Here is a 17,996-nt window from a genome sequence, read left to right on the forward strand (position 1 = left end):
GTGCCGGAATGGCAGTCGATTCCAGCGAATCAGGCCACTTTAACATTCCAAGACATTCCGGATTTTAAGGGGTCAACATCCTCCGGTATATCCATAAGGCAACAATCCCTGATTGGTTTAAACCGAACTAGTACCCGGGGTGTAATGGGAAATCGATCATTTACAACAGCACAAATGGAGTTGAATCGATTAAAGTCTCAAATATTTCCTTTATTTGAGACAGATGGCTCGCCGCCGAATTCAGATGGTTGATATGTTAAATACGAAGTATGTCTTCTCCGCCAAGTCAGATTTGGTGACTTCAATAAAACCGGTGTTGGAACTGTAAGCTTACCCCAGCACTGCCATACAGATTGCGGGTGTCATTGTATAGAAACTGTAAATCGAGCATTCGTAAAGCCATCGATAGAAATTTTCCTTAGAAACGCGATCTGAAAGTTAGAAGCTGACGAAGAGCTTTTCCAAGTAATTTTTCGTTCCTTACATTTCTGAAGTTTCAAAACTACTCGCTGACAAGGAAGTACCAAACTTGGTTTATTCAACTAAAATGTTTAGAAAATCACTTAATACAGAGATACGTGACTTAATATCGAAGTGCGAATCATTTGGATTACCTGAAAAGGATTGCATCGAGGCAAGCTCATTTCTTGATTACCATGAATTTGGTTTGGCATTCGATACGATCGTAACACAAATGTTTGAATACAACATTTTAATCGATTCAGAATTGTACCTCCAGATAGAAGTCATAGCCCGCAAAATGTCATTGAGCGGCCAGGAATACGAATATATATCAAAGTTGATACGACCTTCAAAGTAGCCGTCTTCGGTACAACCAGACTTCACATGCCTCCGAGTTGTGCAACAGCCACGGTCATTTTTGCAGACGCTCCGAAATGTTGTGCGGCTGCTGTAATCTCAGAAATCATCGGGCAACTTCTAAACTTTCGTCATTTGCAATCAAATCTGACGCGTACAGTAAAACGGCGATTACAGATTCAACGCTCAGACACACTATTTGCTGTATTTTTTTCGATTAGAACTGCTGAATATCACTGGAAGCATCCAGCTAGTTCTTTGATGTTTCCCAAGACGGTAAAAAACATCCCACTCAGGAATTAGTCTCACTACACGGATTGCCTCGACATTACAATCTGGGTTTTGTCCTCTCAAAACCCTGACACTATCCACTACACCGTTCTCATTGGCGGAAAACGAGACAAACACCCTAATCTCTTCATCCCCCATATCGGTCAACTTATCCCAACTAATTTTCGAGTATATGAATTCTTGCAGTTTGCCTGGGATTTTACTGTAAATTGACTCCCTCGTTTTTGAATTGTCGTACATTTTCGTCCCACTGAGGCGTCCATCTTTAAAACAAAATTCAAGCTCCCTTTCATAAATTGATTGATATCCGAGATGGACATAGTGTAGCAGCTTCCCCTGCGGAGCGATAATATTTCCAGAAAACCAATCAGCCTTGACAATACCGTCGGTGACCTTGTCGCCAAATAGGCTTTCCAAATTAGCACGGACGCCATCATCTCGGAAGCAGCAACTAGATATGCCGGTCAAGTAGAGTTGACCGTTTTCAATTTTCCAATCCGCTATGTAACCGCGCCAGCAGGCAGTTGTGATACAGGCTGCTTGCTTGGCAAAAAATTTGGGTCTGATTGAATCATTTTTATATAGCTCTTCGAGAGGATTCGCGAAAATGAAAAGTGTATCTCCTTTGTAAACAAGCCTATCTGGATTCTGCGCTGTCGCGAAAACATTAAAGCAAAACAGCACCCATAAGGATATCATCCAGATTTTTAGGTTTTGACGAGTTATCATAACTAGCAGATTTAAAATCTCAATTTTCACCTGAATAAACTTAAACGAAAGAAGGAATCGTTCGAATTTAACATACGCTATGCCAGGATACCGGCAACTCAGCAAACTCTCCACAAATATATAATATTCTTATATATAACAAAGATTATTTGTTGCTACGAATTCAAAAGCAATTCTACGATCTTACCCATCCTATTTTTGTCTCAATTATGGTGCGTTTAATGAGAACAGGTGACATATCAACTTACTATGTTTTTAGTTATATAAATTCGTCTTAAATCTTTATCTCATTTTTCTATGTCTTATTTTTTATATTTGGCTGAATAAGTGAGACAAATGATATGATTTTTGGATACGCCCGGGTTTCTACCCAAGATCAGAACCTGAACCTACAAATTGACGACTTGAAAAGGTCGGGGTGTGAACGCATCTTTCGCGAGAAGGTCTCTTCAGTCAAAGAGCGCCCAGAGCTTAACAAGCTGCTCGACTCGGCAAGGGAGGGCGACACGATCATCGTTTGGAAGCTCGACCGCCTAGGCCGGTCACTGAAAGACCTGATCCATCTGATCAATGAATTTCAAGAGCGGCAGATCGGATTCCGGAGCCTGAACGACGCGATCGATACGACGACTGCGCAAGGCCGGTTGATCTTCAACATATTCGCATCGTTGGCCGAATTTGAGCGTGACCTTATCCGGGAGCGGACCAAGGCCGGGCTCTCGGCCGCGCGCGCCAGGGGAAGGATGGGAGGGAAGCCCAAAGGACTAAGCAAGGCGGCCATGTCAAAGGCACATGCAGCGAAGGCACTTTACGACAAGAAAGACAAGACCGGCGAAGAAATTGGTAAAGTCTTAGGCATTAGCAGGGCTACGGTCTACCGGTACATCAAAGAGATCGAGCAGCAGCACCGCTCAGAAAATGAAAAACAATCATCAGCGCAATACTAAGAACCATGCAGCAGACTGTTGCCTTTTTGTCCGAATGGGGTAATGACACCCTCGATTTGTCCAAGCGTGGGGTAGAAGTGCCAACCACTCATTTCATTATCACCGCAATCATTCTTAACAAAGAAGACATTGCTTCTGCCAAACGGGTCATCGAAGCTGTGCGAATTCGGCATTTTGCAGGTGGCAACCTAGATCCCGAACTGACGGCCAACAATCATGAAAAGCAGAAAGAAATCCTGGAAGACATCGACGAAGCACCGTTTAAGGTTTTTGCCGTCATTGTCGACAAGCGGCAGTTGATAGGAGAGGGACTGCGTTACAAGGGCTCGTTTCATAAATTTCTTCATAGCCTCGCAGATCGGGAGCTGTTCCGTTTGCTACCAAACCTTGACTTGGTAAGTGGCCCGATCGGCGATAACACCTTTATGAAAGGGTTTGTCAAATATGTTGAGCAGAATCATATTTCCAATCTATTTAATGAGTCCACCTTTGGCTTTGCCGGAATTGAAAATGATGGACTAGTCCAGGCAGCGGGCTATATCGCTGGCACACTTGCACGTTGTTATGACGAGACTGTAATTACTGACCAGCGCGGTGAATATATTGAACTGCTTCGCCGCAAGCTACTTTCGGTCCAGTTTTTCCCTGACACTTTCCGTACAAGTATAGTGCAAGTGCCATATTCCTGTGAAAACTACAATGAAACACTGGCCACTTTGAGTACCAATCTGGCCAATGACTTTCTACACCGCAAGTCACTAAGTCCGGTTCCGCAGCTGAAAGACCAGGTAAGCTGTTTAGGGTATTTACTTTTCCATTTCAGGCATATCAATCCGACGCGTTACATCACCAGCTTTGAACTAATGGAGCACATCAGGGCAAGGACAGGCAAGAAAGTTTCTTTACATTATTTTCAAACAAAGGTGATAGCCCAACTGCGGGACGCCGGCGTGCTGATCGCAAGCAGCTCCCGCGGGTACAAGTTACCGGCTAGCGAAGCTGACCTTAATGATTTCGTAAGCCATAGTAACACGATCATCTCGCCAATGCTATCGCGTGTAAAGCGTTTCCGCGACCAGGTGCATACAGCTACTTCCGGTGAAATTGATATCTTGGCTCACCAGGAGTATGCGCTGATACGCAAAATTGTAGTTGATTTCTAAACCTGACATCTATGGAGTATAAATCTTTGGCAGACCTGATTAACGATCAGAAGGCATGTAAAACCATTTTCCAGCTGGTAACAACAGGCTGTGGACCAACTGAATTTGGGCACGTGGAAGACTCTGAACTCGGCTATTTAACCCTGTGGGAAAAATATGGAAGCGGGACTACCAGGCACATTCATATTACCCATGACGGTAGTATCGAGCACTATTACGGTGATGAGCTTGAACCAATTGGCAATATATTTACCCTTGTTGATCAGATAAGATCATTGGGTTATTCGGCTTGACTTGAAATACAACCAAAGGGCCAACGATATGGAATACCAGAAGACTTTTAATGCGCTAGCCAGAATCGATGCATCGTCAGGGGTGCTGATATGGGGAAGGTAAAAAACAACCTGGTGTATCCAGAAGAAGCTCTTATGCCGCAACTTTTGAGCGAACAACTGACAATGGATCACTTGATGAAAATCAGCTACTGTGACGATATACTTAAAGAGTGGAGTCTGGTCACCGTTACCATTGCCGTGGAGCATCCAGCGTAATTGCCGCTACGTATGCTCCGATATTCCACTGCCTGTTAGTCAGTTCGGTATTGCATATCTTGAACCCATATTTTGGTTCGAGGCCAATGTCCATACGCATCGCCCATTGTAAAGGATCCCGATCAAGCCTTCGCCAGTGTTTCTGGGCTTTAGCATCTTTTTTTGAATAGCTATCCCGATCACTTTCTGAAATGATGCGTCTCCGCTGTTTCAGCAGTAAATCGATAAGAATATATACCATAATCGTAAACGAGAGGGTATTTACCATCGGTTACATCTCCCCCAACAAGCGATAGCTGTCGTAAATGCACAAGCCTTCGCGCGAGCAAATTCCCAAACATAAAGACAAAATCGATAAGTCAGTCGACGCACAATTGCTGAATTTATAGAGGCTAATCTCATTCTTAAAAACTACATCTAAAGTTTTTTTTAGGTATTTCATTTAATTTATTTAGGTTTGTCTAAATATTATTCAAATAACGGGCTAAATGAAACAGTGGTTACTATTTTGGACGGTAGTGTTAGGGTGTCTTTCCATCTATTCGTGCGACAGCATGTTGCCTGGCGCCCGACCAGAAGATCAGGTTTTAGACGGTCCCGTGAATGGTCTGTCCCCGGAAAATCAAAAGCGCTTTTTATTGGGCGACGCAGCTTTTAACAACGACGTGTTTACGGCAAGCAAAGGCCTAGGGCCCATTTTTGTCTCGACAAGTTGCGGAAGCTGCCATGCAGGTGATGGAAAGGGCACACCGTTTTCTACGTTGACTCGCTTTGGCCAAAAAGATCAAACCGGCAATAAATATCTGCACCTGGGTGGTCCTCAACTGCAGAACAGGGCGATACCTGGCTATCTACCTGAGAAAATCCCATCTGGTGCTACTTTTTCCAAGTTTACCCCACCGGCAAATACGGGTCTTGGATTCCTGGAGCTTGTATCAGATCAAGAAATTCTCTCCATGGCAGATCCGTTGGATAGCAATGGTGACGGAGTCTCGGGCGTTCCCTCGTATGGAACGTTGCCCGCCTTTATCACAGCGGCCACTAATGCGGTTGAAAAGGATGGGAAATACATTCACCGGTTTGGGAAAAAGGCTGCTGCCTATAATTTATTACACCAAACGGTAAATGCATATAGTCAAGATATCGGGATAAGTTCGGTTTTTTCGCCAAAGGACATTTATCATGGTCAGGATATTGATCCCGAAATTTCAAGCCAAACGATCTATGATGTTGTATTCTATTTGCAAACCCTAAAAGCTCCAACCCCGAGAAACACAGGGAATGCACAAGTGCAGCAGGGAAAACAAACGTTTATAGATATAGGTTGTGAGGGGTGTCACCGGCAAACTTTGAAAACCGGTAACTCCCCCATTGCCTCACTATCTAACCAGACATTTCACCCATATACCGACCTGCTGTTACATGATGTCGGACCAGAACTTGATGATGGTTACACCGAAGGCAGCGCAACGAGTGCAGAATGGCGAACCCCTCCACTTTGGGGACTCGGCTTGTCGCCGCGCTCACAGGGCGGCAAATACTTCCTTATGCACGACGGCAGGGCTACCAGTGTCCGTGCAGCAATCCTGATGCACGGCGGCGAGGGCCAGCGCAGCAGAGACCGTTTTGAGAATCTTACGAGCTCGGATCAGAATAAACTCATCCAATTCCTAGAATCACTTTAACTACAATGGAAAGAAAAGACTTTATAAAAACTTGTGGAATTTCGTGTGTCGGATTCGCAGCATTGGCATTGGGGCTAACAGCCTGCGCGAGCGTTTACTCTGTGCAGGGCACTGTGACGAAAAATGTGATATCGTTTCCAAAACAGGCTTTCACCGAGATTAAAAAATCAGGAGAAAAGCTAGAGCGGCTGGTAGTAGTGGTCAATGTGGAAGGCCTAAAATTCCCCGTGGCCGTGTACGACAATGGCAATGACCATTACACAGCACTGTGGCTAAAATGCAGCCATCAGGGTAACGAAGTCAGTGTACATGGCGACTTGCTTTCATGCTCTGCCCACGGAAGTGAATACGATAAATATGGAAAAGTTATTAAGGGCCCCGCAAAAGAAGCTCTTCGACAATTTACTGTCAGGGCGGAAGGCATTAACATATTGATTGATCTGGCATGAGACATTTTCTATTTTTAATTTTTCTGCTATATATCCCAGTTTGTCTGCATGCGCAAAGCGATACAAGTTTTTTCTTCTCGCGTGTCAAACAGGATTCTAGTAAGCTGAAACTTAATATGGATGCGGTTTATGACCGGCCGTTTCTGCAAATGGGTAAAATGCCGGTCGCCCTGGGCGGATACCTCGAAGCAAACAGTAGCTATTTCAGCTCGGACGGTGTTAGCGACGGCCTGTCTTTTCAAATTCCACGTTTGACAGTATTCATGTCTGCCACTATCCGGCAGCGCATTAAGTTTATGACAGAAATCGAATTTGAAGAAGGAGGAAAAGAGGTCAATATAGAGTTCGCGGCGTTGGATATAGAGCTCCACCCACTATTAAATTTGCGCGGCGGCGTTATTATGAATCCGATCGGCTCCTTCAACCAAAATCACGATGGCCCCAAATGGGAATTTGTCGATAGGCCGATCTCATCTACGACGATCATTCCAAGCACTTGGAGTAATGTTGGTTTTGGTTTGTTCGGAAAGATAGCCCGCAAAAATTGGGTATGGGCTTACGAGGCATATCTGAGTAATGGTTTTAATGACCAGATTATCGACAATACCGAAAACAGAACTTGGTTTCCTGCCGTAAAACTGAATACCGATCGGTTCGAAGAAAGCTTTAATGGTACACCACTCAAAACGGCCAAGATGGCGATCAGGCACAGGAAGATAGCAGAGTTGGGAGTATCATGGATGAACGGGGTTTACAATAAATTTCAAAACGATGGGATCCGGCTTGATCACAAGAGATATCTTAATTTCCTTGCACTGGATGTGAACACAACCTTGCGATCGAAGACCATTATCAATGGCGAATGGGTTTGGGCCTGGGTTGACATCCCTTCAACATATTCGCAGCAGTTCGGAAATAGGCAACAGGGAGGTTTTATCGATATTGTTCAACCAATCATCAAAGGGCGGATACTTGGATGGTCCGAAAGCGTCATTAACGTAGCCGGCCGTGGGGAATACGCTGACTATAATATTGGCAGCTTCGCAGAAAATAATGCTAGGATAGCGGACCATATTTATGGTGCATCCCTTGCATTGAGCTTTCGCCCCGCGCCGCAAACCGTGATCCGGGCTAATTATCGCTATCAGTGGCAAACGGATTTTCTGGGAAACCCAGCCACTAGAACCGGGGGTATCCAACTTGGATTTTCGACCTATTTCTGAAACACATTCCGAGTAACTACGTTTTCATAATTCCGATTTATATAGGTTAGGAAAGTGTGCAAGCAAAAATTCTGGATTGCAAAACGCAGTCTGCTCCGCCCTCACTATTTTAAGCTGAAGACCTTGAATCTGAATTAATTTTTATACTTTTTAGTATTCCCCACCAGGCTGCCGGAGCCAGGGGGATCACACTCCACATTCCTGGAAAATAACCATAAGGATGATCTGTAAACAGTGGGAAAATAAAATGCGCCAGCTCGCTAATTCCCATGGATGCAAAGAAGGTCCAGGTAAGATAAGTGCCAAAAGCCTGTTTCTTCCAAACAAGTAATGGAATCATTAACCAGACGACTGCAACGGCATACAATCCAATTGCAGGCATCGAGTCCGCTTCTGGTACCGGCTTGCCAGTCAATTGGGATAATGCCGGAAAGAAGGCTTGCTGCCGCTCCTCTATTTTGTGAATGATAAATAGAACGAGCGTTAAAAAATAGGGCGCCAGTATTGCTCTAATTTCTAATTTTTTATAAAAAACGAGCCAGAATAGAAAGCCTCCAAGGTAACCAAATGTAAATACGAGCATAGCCCAAAAGCCCAGAGCTGTATAGCCTAAATACAACGCCGTCAAAGAAAAAATAATCGCACCTATGACAGAGAATAGGTTTTTTCTAATCATCTTCTATTAACGTTAATTTTCAACCATTTCTTTTAACCATAAAGGCCTTCGCCAAAATCTTGCCCGCTGGCAGCATGCCAAACTTTTGCCATCGTCAACTCGCTGATTTCCCGCGCTATCCTTTCGAACAATCTGATAGAAATTCGGACGCGCCTCTTTCATTCACACTTTTTTGGATTGAGCGACCCCACCAAACCTTCCTGTTGGTCGTATAGATGCACGACGGCCATTTGATCGATGGATCGTGAAATGAAAATTGTTACTTGTAACTCAGGTCAGCTATGTCATTCCGAGCCCTTCTTAATCTGCGACTGCTAGTATTTCTTGGTTTATATGCACCCCTTACTTTATACGGGCAAGCGAGACCTCCCTATACCAATCAATGGATTTCAGATGACCAACCCTATGTGAAGCTGAAAGTTTCAGCTAAGGGGATTCATAGAGTGGCATTTTCGGCGCTACCAGCAAAATTTTCAGTTAATCGACCTGAAAAGCTCCAGTTATGGCATCGTGGGAGCCAAGTCGCTATTTTAAGTGTCGCTAATAATGAAATTCTCTTTTATGGAGTACCAAACGATGGTTCGACAGACTCCCTTCTTTATCGCCCTATGAACAGCCGTATGAATCCTTATGTAAGCATGTATTCGGATGTAAGTGCATATTTTCTAACTGTTGGAAAAGAAAATGGACTTAGGGCAAAAATCGTAGGGTCAAGCCCTGTAAATGGTGCTATTACTGAATTCCATCAACAAACTGATGTGCAGGCATTTTCTAACGAGTATTCGTTAAGTACACTTAGCCCGATAAGAGCTAACTTTTTCAACAGTTTTTTCGAAAAAGGGGCTAGCAAGACAGGAGTTACCGTCCTCGCCGGAAAATCAATTAGTTACAACTTTAAACTCACAGGAAAAATTATTGGTAGTCGCCCGCTCGTGAGTGTGATGGTTCACGGACGAAGCAACAATGCACGCTCTATCGAAGTTTATGCCGGTAAGAACGAGAATTCGGTGCGCAAGGTCGGTGCAATAGCAAATGCCTACTTCACGGCTTCGAAATATTCATTTGTTCTTGAAGAGTCTGATCTGAATGCGGATGGTAGCGGCCTTTTTGTATTTAAGTCTGTGGCATCCGATAAGCTGGAAAGATTTTCAGTTGCTTACTATTCGATAACTTATGATCAGCGTATAGCTCTCAACGGCCAAAGTAGTAAGGAGTTAAATTTCCCCCAATCCTCAGAGGCAAATACTCGCTTTAAAATAGCTGATGGTACTGCCGAAACTAAGGTCTATGATATTACCAGTCAAATTGCGCCAAGGATTCTGGAGGGTAAAGGAACAGACCTGAGCATTTCGCGAACTAAGAATAGCGCGTTGAGAATTTACCTTTCCAACAAGCCTATCGAGATAGCACCTGACAAGATTTCAAATGTGGACATGGTCAGCCCGGAAGTTAAAAAATATGATTACATCATCATAACTAGTCAACCCCTTGAGGCTGGCGCTGTTGCATACGCAGAATATCGGAAGTCAGCTCAAGGAGGCTCGTTCGCTCCCTTGGTTGTAAAAATCACAGATGTTTATAATCAATTCAACTTCGGCGAGCCAAGTCCAATAGCAATACGACGATTTGTGGATTACATGCTTTCGGACGGTAACCGTGAAAAGAATCTTTTTTTGATTGGCAGCTCGACGACCTTCAACGAGCGGATGGTACGTGAACTACCCAATGAAGTACCCACTATCGGCTTCCCAGGTTCTGATATTTTGCTCGTTGAAGGGCTGGCTGGCGCTGGTAGAGAGATCGCCGCGGTCCCAATCGGACGACTTGCAGCGCTGAACAATAAGAACATATATGACTACTTAGAAAAGGTAAAGGAATACGAACAGAGCAATGCAACGGACCAAAGTTGGAAAAAGAATATTCTGCACCTAAATGGTGGAAAATCTTCTTCCGAGATAACGCAGCTCAAAAACATTCTAGCCGGTCTTGCACCCATTGCTGAAAAAGGCTACATCGGTGGGAAGGTGAAGCCATTTGTAAAACAGCAGGGAATCAGCGAGGTAGAAACGGTTAACATCACGCCAGAAATCAACTCAGGGGTAGGACTTTTGACGTACTTTGGGCATGGTTCCCCTACGATTACCGACCTTGACTTTGGTTATATAACCGATGTGACACGGGCATATAATAATCAAGGTAAGTATCCGCTGATGTATTTCAATGGATGCGGCGTGGGAAACGTATTCAGCGGACGTACAGGTACGAACCCTTCTTCGTCGAACAGAATTGCATTATCTCAGGACTGGATACTTGCGCCCAAGCATGGTACCGTTGCGATTATGGCAAACACTTTTAGCACCTATGTGAGCCCGACTAAGAATTATTTGGAAAAATTGTATTCTGTGCTTTTTGAAGATCCAACCACTTCGGGGCAGTCAATCGGAAAGATACAGATAGAGGTCGCAAAGCGGATATTCGCCAACGGCTATCAAGAATACGATGTGGCCAATGCTCATCAAGCACTTTTGCAGGGTGACCCAGCTTTGAAAATGGCTTATATATCCTTACCGGATTACAAGGTTGATAATTACGAAAGCATCACCATATACTCTGAGTCCGTAGAGAAGACTTTGGGTAATTCAACCAAATTAAGAGCTTCAGTTGTAATCAAAAACAGTGGAAAATATTTCGCGGGAGAGAAATTGTCGGTTGCGTTAAAGTACGTTTATCAAAATGGGACAAGTGAAGTTAAATATCAAACTGTCCCGGCCATACCTAATCAGGATACAGTTCAGATTGAGTTCCCCATCAAAGGAGCATTAAAGCAAATTGAAGTAAAGCTGGACCAGGAAAATTCTATCAGAGAACTCAGTGAATCAAATAATATCGCAGAACTTCTAATTGACTGGGAACAGGCCAGCGCACAATACCTATATCCAATTGAAAGAGTTAAGGATTTGGTACACCCCGTGTTGGATGTCACATTTAACGACAGGATGATCCAGGATATGGAGGCAATTGGACCATTACCAAAGATTCAATTTGAACTATCTGATGACAGATTGATGTCCGTTGACACTAATCTGATGGAGATTTTCGTCAAGCCATGTGCTGACAATAATTGCGACTTCCAACGTATAGCGTATAGGGATTTGAAAGTCAGACAGAGTTCAGACCGGTCAATTTCAGTAGAATATGGGGCTAATCTGTCATTGCCGGGGGTTTACGAAGTGTTGGTTAATACGAAGGATGTTTCCGGGAACTCACCGGAGAACCCCTATCAAATAAAATTTCAAATCACCCAGGTAGCCGATGACATCAATTTGGTTTGTTCGCCGAATCCTGCTACCGATTACGTCCGATTCCGCTTGACTGGCATTGAACAGAAAAAAATCATACAGGTCGATTACACGATCTATGACGTGAAAGGTATCGTCCAGGCGAAAAAAAGCCTTCGTCCGCTCGCATCCGTCCAAGATTGGTATTGGACGGACAAACTCCGCTCAGGAAGCTACATCTACAAAGCAGTTGTCAGCAAAGGTGATGGTTCTGCAAAAACGATTACTGGCAGACTGAATATTACAAATTAACCAATTTATCAACAAGTGTTGTATGGAAAGCAAACAACGCGATTCAATTTGACCAGTTTAGATGGACATGCATTCTAGAGCACGCGTGCAGCGTGTCGCGATTATTATAGGACTGTTTACCGCCATAGTTTCATGCGTTGGAGACGTCTCAGCGATCAGCAATAGTCGTGACTTCTTTCCGTTAACTGTGGGCCGCTATATAATCTACCAGGTCAGCCAGGAAGTATATGCTACTGCTCAGCAGACGCCGTCCATATCTAATTGGGAAGAAAAAGACGAAATTAGCCGTTTAGTTTCGGATTCAGCGGGAATTGCTACTTACTTGGTTATCAGGTCAAGCCGTACCACATCGAAAGGTTATTGGCAAAAGGTCAAAGAATATACCGTAAAAAAGTATCCCGAAATGATAGTTACAAACGTGGACAATCGTCCAGTTATTTCAATGGTTTATCCGATCTCCAAAGGAGTTACCTGGAACGGCAATAGCTTTAATACCAATGGCCCCGCACCCTTCTCATATGACCAGATCAATCAACCTGCGACAATCAATACTAAAGTCTTTAAACAGGTTTTAATGGTCATAGAGCGAAACGACACCTCAATCATTAATCGCTACATCTCTACTAAACAATATGCACTAGGAATCGGGCTGGTCGCCGATGAACTCACGGCATTGGAACTTTGCCAAACTACCGACTGCATAGGGTCAGGCAAGATTGAATCCGGTATTCGCACGTCCCGGCAAATTGTGGAATTTGGGGATCTTTGAAATTTATGCCACCGCATTCACAACGGCCTTACGATGCATTACCATCTGTCCGATCCCTGAGCACTTGTACTCAAGAAAAGCTCTCAGAATTCTGGCAACTCTGAAACATATGGTGAATTTTCATTAGTGATGGTAATCAGTTGAACTTAACAAGCGCGTCCTCAAGGGAGGCAAATGATATTTCGAGATCGGAATAAGATATGCTTTCGTATGAAATTTCAATCTCCTTTATTTTTATATACATCAATAGATCGAAAAAGTCTGACATATTTTCTTTGACTTGTCGGGAGAAGAATATGGATGTCTCATCACTGACAAAATTGAGCAGCAAATCAATTTCATCAAACGTCATTCCCAAATCTTTGTGGAAATTCGCTTGCAGCGAGATCCGCTCTGGCAAGATTCCGCATTTAATCAATAAGAAATTTCGAACGCTATCCAAGGTCAAATCCATTGCTGAGTATGAGTCGGTGCACATTTCTTACAATTGATCATTTTGGGCCTATCGCCTGATTATAAAGATGTGGCCTATCATATCTCAGTACGAAAATATTGCCGATTTGGTGGGGTGCCAGGGACTACCCTTTACTCTGTATCAGTCCGGATATAATATTGATTGTCAATGCAACAAGCAAGGTATTGAAAGCAAATGACAACACACCGTGGATAAGAGCTAGCCGTCTAATCTCCTTTGATGTAATACTGACATCAGATACCTGGAAGGTCATTCCTATCACGAAGGCAAAATAAGTAAAATCCAAATAGTCAGGTTCAGTTTCGTTTGGGAAGTCAACCCCTGATGGTTGCTGATTCCTCCCATCTTGATCATCCTCAATGTTGCAGTAAAAAAGATGGGCATATCTGAGCGTAAATATGGTGTGGATCAAGACCCAAGAAAAAATTATGCAAGCAAATGTGAGAAGAACATGGCCGGTCAATTCCGACCACGATGCATTTTTTCTCGCATCTTGAAGCAAAAACAATACGGCTAACAGGCTAACAAATGATGCACTTACAACAAATAAAAAAATTATTGCGCGGCTTGAATCCTGCTGGTGCACCTCATGCCTTACATCCGAAGGATGAGAACTTAGTATAGTTGTCCACGCAAGTCCGAGATGAGTGACGCTGTAAGCCAACCACGCGAACATCCAGTTTAAAGGTCTTTCAACAAAAAAGGAAGTTATCACAATTGCGATTATTGCTACGAATAGCGAAATCGCAAGTTTATAATGGGCGTCTAACTTGTTGATAAAACTAATAATCTGCATATATCGTCGGAAAACATATATCCATGAATATAAACACAGAACAAAAGACTATTCGGGTATCTGTTCCAATTTAATTTTCAATTTCTCCAAATTTGTTCCCTTCGGCCCATCTAGCAACATTTTGCAGTACTGCGTATGAAAGTGATGATTTTCCATCAATTCTATTGTCGATTCAATCCATGTTCGAGGCGCAATTTTGATTCCTTTCCTCACTTCCGTCTCCGCAAGCATTAATGCATCCCGTGGAAAGAATTCTGACGTCCCAAGATGAAAAAGATCCGCATCACAAACTATCGACTGCAAAAGCCCTGTTGGATGCTGGGGTAGGCTCGTTGCCAAAATACAACCCAAAACCTCCAAAATGTCCTCTTCGTCCACGTTCTGGCTTTGCAATAACTTGTTAGCTACAGCAGCACCTGTTTCCTCATGGGCAACTAAATCGTTGTACAGATAACCGACATCATGGAAAAGTGCAGCAGCGATGACTACAAATCTTTCACGATCAGGGAGTTGATAGTAAGAAAGGATCTGCTCTGCCCGCTCTACCACCCGGCAAGTGTGAGCTAGATTATGAAATATGAGAAACTTGTCGGTTCGGCCTGCGTACAGCTGGGCTACATAGTTCTTGCAAAATGTTCCTAATTCTTGATAAGTCATAATCAAACTCTTCTAATTTGCCCATCCTTGTCTAACAATAGCCCTTATAACTATACGCAATTACGTTCAACGGGATAGAAAGGTGGGGTTATAGACCAAAAAAACTCACTTTAGTTACCTCATAATATCGATGCTGGGTCCGCCGCGAAAAAATTAATACAAGACCCCACCTTTCAGGATAAAACTGCGTACTAGGCTTTGATAATTAATTCAAACAGATCTTGCCGTTACTTATTGACCTTGCTGTTCAAAAGGAAGTCTAAATTCGATGAACAGGACCTGAATAGTGTCCTTGAAGCCTGTAAACTCAGGAATCCACAAGCGCAACGCTGCCTGATCCGCCATTTCGCAGGATATGCAAAAAGCGTGGCAGTAAGGTATTCAGCTAATCGAGAGGAAGCCGAAGAGATTATCAACGATTCATTTCTGAAAGTTTTTTTGAATCTGAAGCAGTACGATGTAAGCTTTCCTTTCAAGTCATGGTTTCGAAAAATCATCATCAATACGGCTATTAGTTACCATCGGAAAAATTTGCAATGGCAACTTAATACCGAAGAACTTGGTGATATTGATGTAGCTGATGTGAATATCGATACCATTAGTGCTATAACTTCAGAAGAGATTCTTGAATTAATCCAAGGGCTCCCCCCGGCCTACAGGGTTGTCTTTACTCTATTTGTTGTCGATGGATATTCTCATAAGGAAATCGCCGGGATGCTTGGCATTCAAGAAGGAACCTCCAAGTCCAACCTTCGAGATGCGAGAAAAAAACTGCAGACTATGATCAAGGCCTGTCATCCAGACTTGTATCAACTATACAACTGTCCAAATAAAAGGTCCAATGGAAACTGAGGAATTTGACGATGAGATTCGAGGCAAGTTGCTGGATGTGAGTCTCCAAAAAGCTAAGGAAAGTGAAGTTGACACTATCTTTCGCTTCGTGGTCGGCGTAGAGAAGGACGCAAATAGGAGTTCTGCAACATTTCTTTTCGTGTATGGTCTAGTAGCAACAATGCTCATTACGTCGATCGGATATATAAAATACCACAGAGGTGATATAAAGGATAAACTTACTATAAACCTACAAGAAAAGAGGAGCAAAAGCAGTAATCGTTTGAAAAGGAATGGACAACGATTGGTCTCAGCGAATAGTGGTTTCAGCACTAAAATTTCTCCGTTGCAGACCGGACCAGTTGCTACTAACACCTCGATTCCCGTAATCGAAGCTAAACGAATTCACTTCAACAACACTACCCACAGAAATCCACAGTCAATCGCACTTTCTTTACTCAACGTTTCCGGTCCACCCACACACACTTACCAGGAGGCTTTCGCCAATATAAACTTTGTGCCGACGTGGCAATGGGCCCTTAATCGGGAATTCTTGCCCGTCGGTTATGATTCGAACATTGATACACAAAAGCATAATGCCTTAATGCTAGCTTTCATACCGGCTCGGCAACAGCCGTCAAACCTAGTGGCTGTGCCGGCCGGATATGATTCAGAACAATACCATCGAGATCAGACAAATCATTCATTCATGTCTGATAGTATAAACATAGAAGAGAACAAAGATCTATTCACACCTGCATCAGAGCCCAATACAGTAGGCGAGATACCCCCGGCAGACAGATACGGTGAAATTGTTGAACCATCAAAACGTGTATCAAGTCCCAACATCAATGTGGGAATTGCTTTGGATGCGATCAAAGAGCAAATTGGATCCTCACTGATTGCTGAAATAAGTTTAGGAAAAAAATGGAGTGTTCAAACAGGCCTTAATTGGACGCGCGTTAAGGGCGCCCGATACCATACAGCAGAACAATTCACACAGCAGACAGGTGTAAACTTCCGAAACTTATACGAGCCTAGCGTGGATAAAGAGATAGAACTTCTCAACATCAAACAAAGCTACCAAATCCTGCGAGTCCCAATAATACTGACATATCGCCATCGCATCACGTCAAACTGGGCATTTATAGTTGGCGCGGGAACAAAATTCAATGTTTACTCTTCCGGAAAGACTCATTACGAATTTCAGAAGCTCAATACCTCGCTGGGCAAGAAAGTGCACCGCTCAACGGTCGATGGGCCCGTTTTGAACTCAGTTTCTGCTATGGCTGGAGTTGAGAGGACCTGGAACCGGATACATGTCCGGGTGACCCCAACACTCGGTTGCGGATTAAGAACGGCAGATTATGAGAAAAAGGATCTTTCCCTTGGAGCTAAAATTCAGTTACTTTATTCGATAAATTAAGAAAAACTATGGGTGAGCCCATTCTGAACTTGATGAACCGTCGGCAGACTATCAAACTTCTCTCTGCCGGCGCATTTTCGAGTTTGACCTTGGCATGCCGGTCTGAAACAAAAACGGTGCCCCTAGAAAACTTAATTCGCTTCGCAGTCGCATCTGACGGGCATTATGGGGAAACTGGCACCCCTTGGAGACAAAACTTTGAAGACCTGATAACTGCACTTACAAAAGAACACAAAGCTTCCCCACTCCACTTCACAGTAATCAATGGCGACATAGTTCATAGAACAGCAACAAATTTACTTGATGAAGCCAAAGCATATCTCGATAAGCTCCCTTGCCCATATTTTGTTACAAGAGGTAACCATGATAGGGTCTCGGACCAGGTTTGGGAATCGGTCTGGGGATATCCCCCTAATCAAATTATTTCCAGAAAAAACTTTACTCTGTTACTGGTAGATACTTCAAACCAGGCTGGCGATACGCTATGTGGAAATCCAATTTGGATCGAGAAGATGATGCAGAGTGTTGGCAAAAGTGATCCCACGTTCCTATTTATGCATATACCGTACTTTCGAGTTAACACCACCCAGGAATGCCCTGAAATACCAAAAGTTATTTCCCGTTACTCGAATATACGTGCCATTTTTCATGGCCATGACCACTCAAAAGATACAGGTATAATGGTAGGTCAACAGGCAATTTTGTTTGACGGACATTTCGGCAGTAGCTGGGGTACGCCTTATCGCGGCTATCGTATAGTTCAACAGGTTTCCGATTCTAGCTTTTCAACATATCAGTATAATTTTAGCAATCAAACCCGCATCAATGATTTAACCTTTTAAGTCATCAATTGTTTTTTCAACCGTACTCACAACTGCATCTTAGGTTAATCAACTGTTTTCATTTGCCTACCTGTTGC

General features: G+C 43.4%; 17 protein-coding genes. 13 read left to right on the forward strand and 4 right to left on the reverse strand.

Going from position 1 to position 17,996, the window contains the following annotated elements:
* Together J2Y43_RS33140 and J2Y43_RS33705 are read left to right on the forward strand one after the other, a co-directional pair.
* Window positions 1-252 (forward strand): hypothetical protein (locus tag J2Y43_RS33140; protein WP_309993686.1); only part of this gene is annotated, 252 nt, incomplete at its 5' end.
* A 295-nt stretch (window positions 253-547) separates the two neighbouring features.
* Window positions 548-820 carry a MafI family immunity protein gene (locus tag J2Y43_RS33705; RefSeq protein WP_409014535.1) on the forward strand — a complete coding sequence of 91 codons (273 nt, stop codon included), beginning with the start codon at window positions 548-550 and terminating at the stop codon, window positions 818-820.
* 194 nt (window positions 821-1,014) lie between these two features.
* Here J2Y43_RS33705 and J2Y43_RS33145 read toward each other — a convergent pair whose 3' ends face one another.
* A complete protein-coding gene (locus J2Y43_RS33145) occupies window positions 1,015-1,839 on the reverse strand; it encodes a hypothetical protein (RefSeq protein WP_309993684.1) in 825 nt (274 codons plus the stop codon).
* Window positions 1,840-2,180: 341 nt separating this feature from the next.
* On the opposite strand from J2Y43_RS33145, the gene J2Y43_RS33150 reads away from it, so the two are divergent.
* The 6 genes from J2Y43_RS33150 (at window position 2,181) to J2Y43_RS33175 (ending at window position 7,857) form a co-directional block, all read left to right on the forward strand.
* Complete coding sequence (locus tag J2Y43_RS33150) at window positions 2,181-2,786, forward strand: recombinase family protein (protein WP_291036858.1); 606 nt, start codon at window positions 2,181-2,183, stop codon at window positions 2,784-2,786.
* Window positions 2,787-2,791: 5 nt separating this feature from the next.
* A complete protein-coding gene (locus tag J2Y43_RS33155; RefSeq protein WP_309993681.1) occupies window positions 2,792-3,949 on the forward strand; it encodes a hypothetical protein in 1,158 nt (385 codons plus the stop codon).
* A gap of 11 nt (window positions 3,950-3,960) precedes the next feature.
* Window positions 3,961-4,242, forward strand: a complete 282-nt coding sequence (locus tag J2Y43_RS33160) for a hypothetical protein (protein WP_291036854.1) — start codon at window positions 3,961-3,963, stop codon at window positions 4,240-4,242.
* Between the two features lie 746 nt (window positions 4,243-4,988).
* Complete coding sequence (locus tag J2Y43_RS33165; protein ID WP_291036852.1) at window positions 4,989-6,185, forward strand: di-heme oxidoredictase family protein; 1,197 nt, start codon at window positions 4,989-4,991, stop codon at window positions 6,183-6,185.
* Window positions 6,186-6,190: 5 nt separating this feature from the next.
* Window positions 6,191-6,634 carry a ubiquinol-cytochrome c reductase iron-sulfur subunit gene (locus J2Y43_RS33170; RefSeq protein WP_291036851.1) on the forward strand — a complete coding sequence of 148 codons (444 nt, stop codon included), beginning with the start codon at window positions 6,191-6,193 and terminating at the stop codon, window positions 6,632-6,634.
* Complete coding sequence (locus tag J2Y43_RS33175; protein ID WP_291036850.1) at window positions 6,631-7,857, forward strand: hypothetical protein; 1,227 nt, start codon at window positions 6,631-6,633, stop codon at window positions 7,855-7,857. The genes J2Y43_RS33170 and J2Y43_RS33175 overlap by 4 nt, the downstream gene beginning before the upstream one ends.
* 109 nt (window positions 7,858-7,966) lie before the next feature.
* Here the strand turns inward: J2Y43_RS33175 and J2Y43_RS33180 are convergent, their stop codons facing one another.
* Window positions 7,967-8,533: a hypothetical protein gene (locus J2Y43_RS33180; RefSeq protein ID WP_291036848.1), complete on the reverse strand. Its 567-nt coding sequence runs from the start codon at window positions 8,531-8,533 to the stop codon at window positions 7,967-7,969.
* A gap of 281 nt (window positions 8,534-8,814) precedes the next feature.
* On the opposite strand from J2Y43_RS33180, the gene J2Y43_RS33185 reads away from it, so the two are divergent.
* Window positions 8,815-12,123, forward strand: coding sequence for a C25 family cysteine peptidase (locus tag J2Y43_RS33185; RefSeq protein WP_309993677.1), 3,309 nt, complete (start codon window positions 8,815-8,817; stop codon window positions 12,121-12,123).
* 67 nt (window positions 12,124-12,190) lie between these two features.
* Window positions 12,191-12,892 (forward strand): hypothetical protein, encoded by a 702-nt coding sequence (locus tag J2Y43_RS33190; protein WP_291036844.1) that lies wholly within the window; start codon window positions 12,191-12,193, stop codon window positions 12,890-12,892.
* 578 nt (window positions 12,893-13,470) lie between these two features.
* Here J2Y43_RS33190 and J2Y43_RS33195 read toward each other — a convergent pair.
* Together J2Y43_RS33195 and J2Y43_RS33200 are read right to left on the reverse strand one after the other, a co-directional pair.
* Window positions 13,471-14,163: a DUF1345 domain-containing protein gene (locus tag J2Y43_RS33195; RefSeq protein WP_291036842.1), complete on the reverse strand. Its 693-nt coding sequence runs from the start codon at window positions 14,161-14,163 to the stop codon at window positions 13,471-13,473.
* 48 nt (window positions 14,164-14,211) lie between these two features.
* The gene (locus tag J2Y43_RS33200) at window positions 14,212-14,820 is read right to left on the reverse strand and encodes an HD domain-containing protein (protein WP_291036840.1); all 609 of its coding nucleotides are present in this window, start codon (window positions 14,818-14,820) and stop codon (window positions 14,212-14,214) included.
* 234 nt (window positions 14,821-15,054) lie between these two features.
* Between J2Y43_RS33200 and J2Y43_RS33205 the strand changes: the two genes are divergently transcribed.
* From J2Y43_RS33205 to J2Y43_RS33215, 3 genes are read left to right on the forward strand one after another with little or no spacing between them, the layout of a single operon-like run.
* Window positions 15,055-15,672 carry an RNA polymerase sigma factor gene (locus J2Y43_RS33205; RefSeq protein ID WP_291036838.1) on the forward strand — a complete coding sequence of 206 codons (618 nt, stop codon included), beginning with the start codon at window positions 15,055-15,057 and terminating at the stop codon, window positions 15,670-15,672.
* Window positions 15,662-17,077, forward strand: coding sequence for a hypothetical protein (locus J2Y43_RS33210; RefSeq protein ID WP_291036837.1), 1,416 nt, complete (start codon window positions 15,662-15,664; stop codon window positions 17,075-17,077). The genes J2Y43_RS33205 and J2Y43_RS33210 overlap by 11 nt, the downstream gene beginning before the upstream one ends.
* Window positions 17,078-17,085: 8 nt before the next feature.
* Entirely contained in the window at window positions 17,086-17,919 is an 834-nt protein-coding gene (locus tag J2Y43_RS33215) for a metallophosphoesterase (protein ID WP_291036835.1), read from the forward strand.
* The last annotated feature ends 77 nt before the right edge of the window (window positions 17,920-17,996 follow it).

The organism is Dyadobacter sp. BE31, from assembly GCF_031457695.1.
Lineage (GTDB): Bacteria > Bacteroidota > Bacteroidia > Cytophagales > Spirosomataceae > Dyadobacter.

What these genes read in the sequence shown, in the direction of transcription:
- J2Y43_RS33705 (WP_409014535.1), top strand. Translation starts at nt 548, where the DNA reads ATGTTTAGAAAATCACTTAATACAGAGATACGTGACTTAATATCGAAG.
- J2Y43_RS33145 (WP_309993684.1), bottom strand. Translation starts at nt 1,839, where the DNA reads ATGATAACTCGTCAAAACCTAAAAATCTGGATGATATCCTTATGGGTG.
- J2Y43_RS33150 (WP_291036858.1), top strand. Translation starts at nt 2,181, where the DNA reads ATGATTTTTGGATACGCCCGGGTTTCTACCCAAGATCAGAACCTGAAC.
- J2Y43_RS33155 (WP_309993681.1), top strand. Translation starts at nt 2,792, where the DNA reads ATGCAGCAGACTGTTGCCTTTTTGTCCGAATGGGGTAATGACACCCTC.
- J2Y43_RS33160 (WP_291036854.1), top strand. Translation starts at nt 3,961, where the DNA reads ATGGAGTATAAATCTTTGGCAGACCTGATTAACGATCAGAAGGCATGT.
- J2Y43_RS33165 (WP_291036852.1), top strand. Translation starts at nt 4,989, where the DNA reads ATGAAACAGTGGTTACTATTTTGGACGGTAGTGTTAGGGTGTCTTTCC.
- J2Y43_RS33170 (WP_291036851.1), top strand. Translation starts at nt 6,191, where the DNA reads ATGGAAAGAAAAGACTTTATAAAAACTTGTGGAATTTCGTGTGTCGGA.
- J2Y43_RS33175 (WP_291036850.1), top strand. Translation starts at nt 6,631, where the DNA reads ATGAGACATTTTCTATTTTTAATTTTTCTGCTATATATCCCAGTTTGT.
- J2Y43_RS33180 (WP_291036848.1), bottom strand. Translation starts at nt 8,533, where the DNA reads ATGATTAGAAAAAACCTATTCTCTGTCATAGGTGCGATTATTTTTTCT.
- J2Y43_RS33185 (WP_309993677.1), top strand. Translation starts at nt 8,815, where the DNA reads ATGTCATTCCGAGCCCTTCTTAATCTGCGACTGCTAGTATTTCTTGGT.
- J2Y43_RS33190 (WP_291036844.1), top strand. Translation starts at nt 12,191, where the DNA reads ATGCATTCTAGAGCACGCGTGCAGCGTGTCGCGATTATTATAGGACTG.
- J2Y43_RS33195 (WP_291036842.1), bottom strand. Translation starts at nt 14,163, where the DNA reads ATGCAGATTATTAGTTTTATCAACAAGTTAGACGCCCATTATAAACTT.
- J2Y43_RS33200 (WP_291036840.1), bottom strand. Translation starts at nt 14,820, where the DNA reads ATGACTTATCAAGAATTAGGAACATTTTGCAAGAACTATGTAGCCCAG.
- J2Y43_RS33210 (WP_291036837.1), top strand. Translation starts at nt 15,662, where the DNA reads ATGGAAACTGAGGAATTTGACGATGAGATTCGAGGCAAGTTGCTGGAT.
- J2Y43_RS33215 (WP_291036835.1), top strand. Translation starts at nt 17,086, where the DNA reads ATGGGTGAGCCCATTCTGAACTTGATGAACCGTCGGCAGACTATCAAA.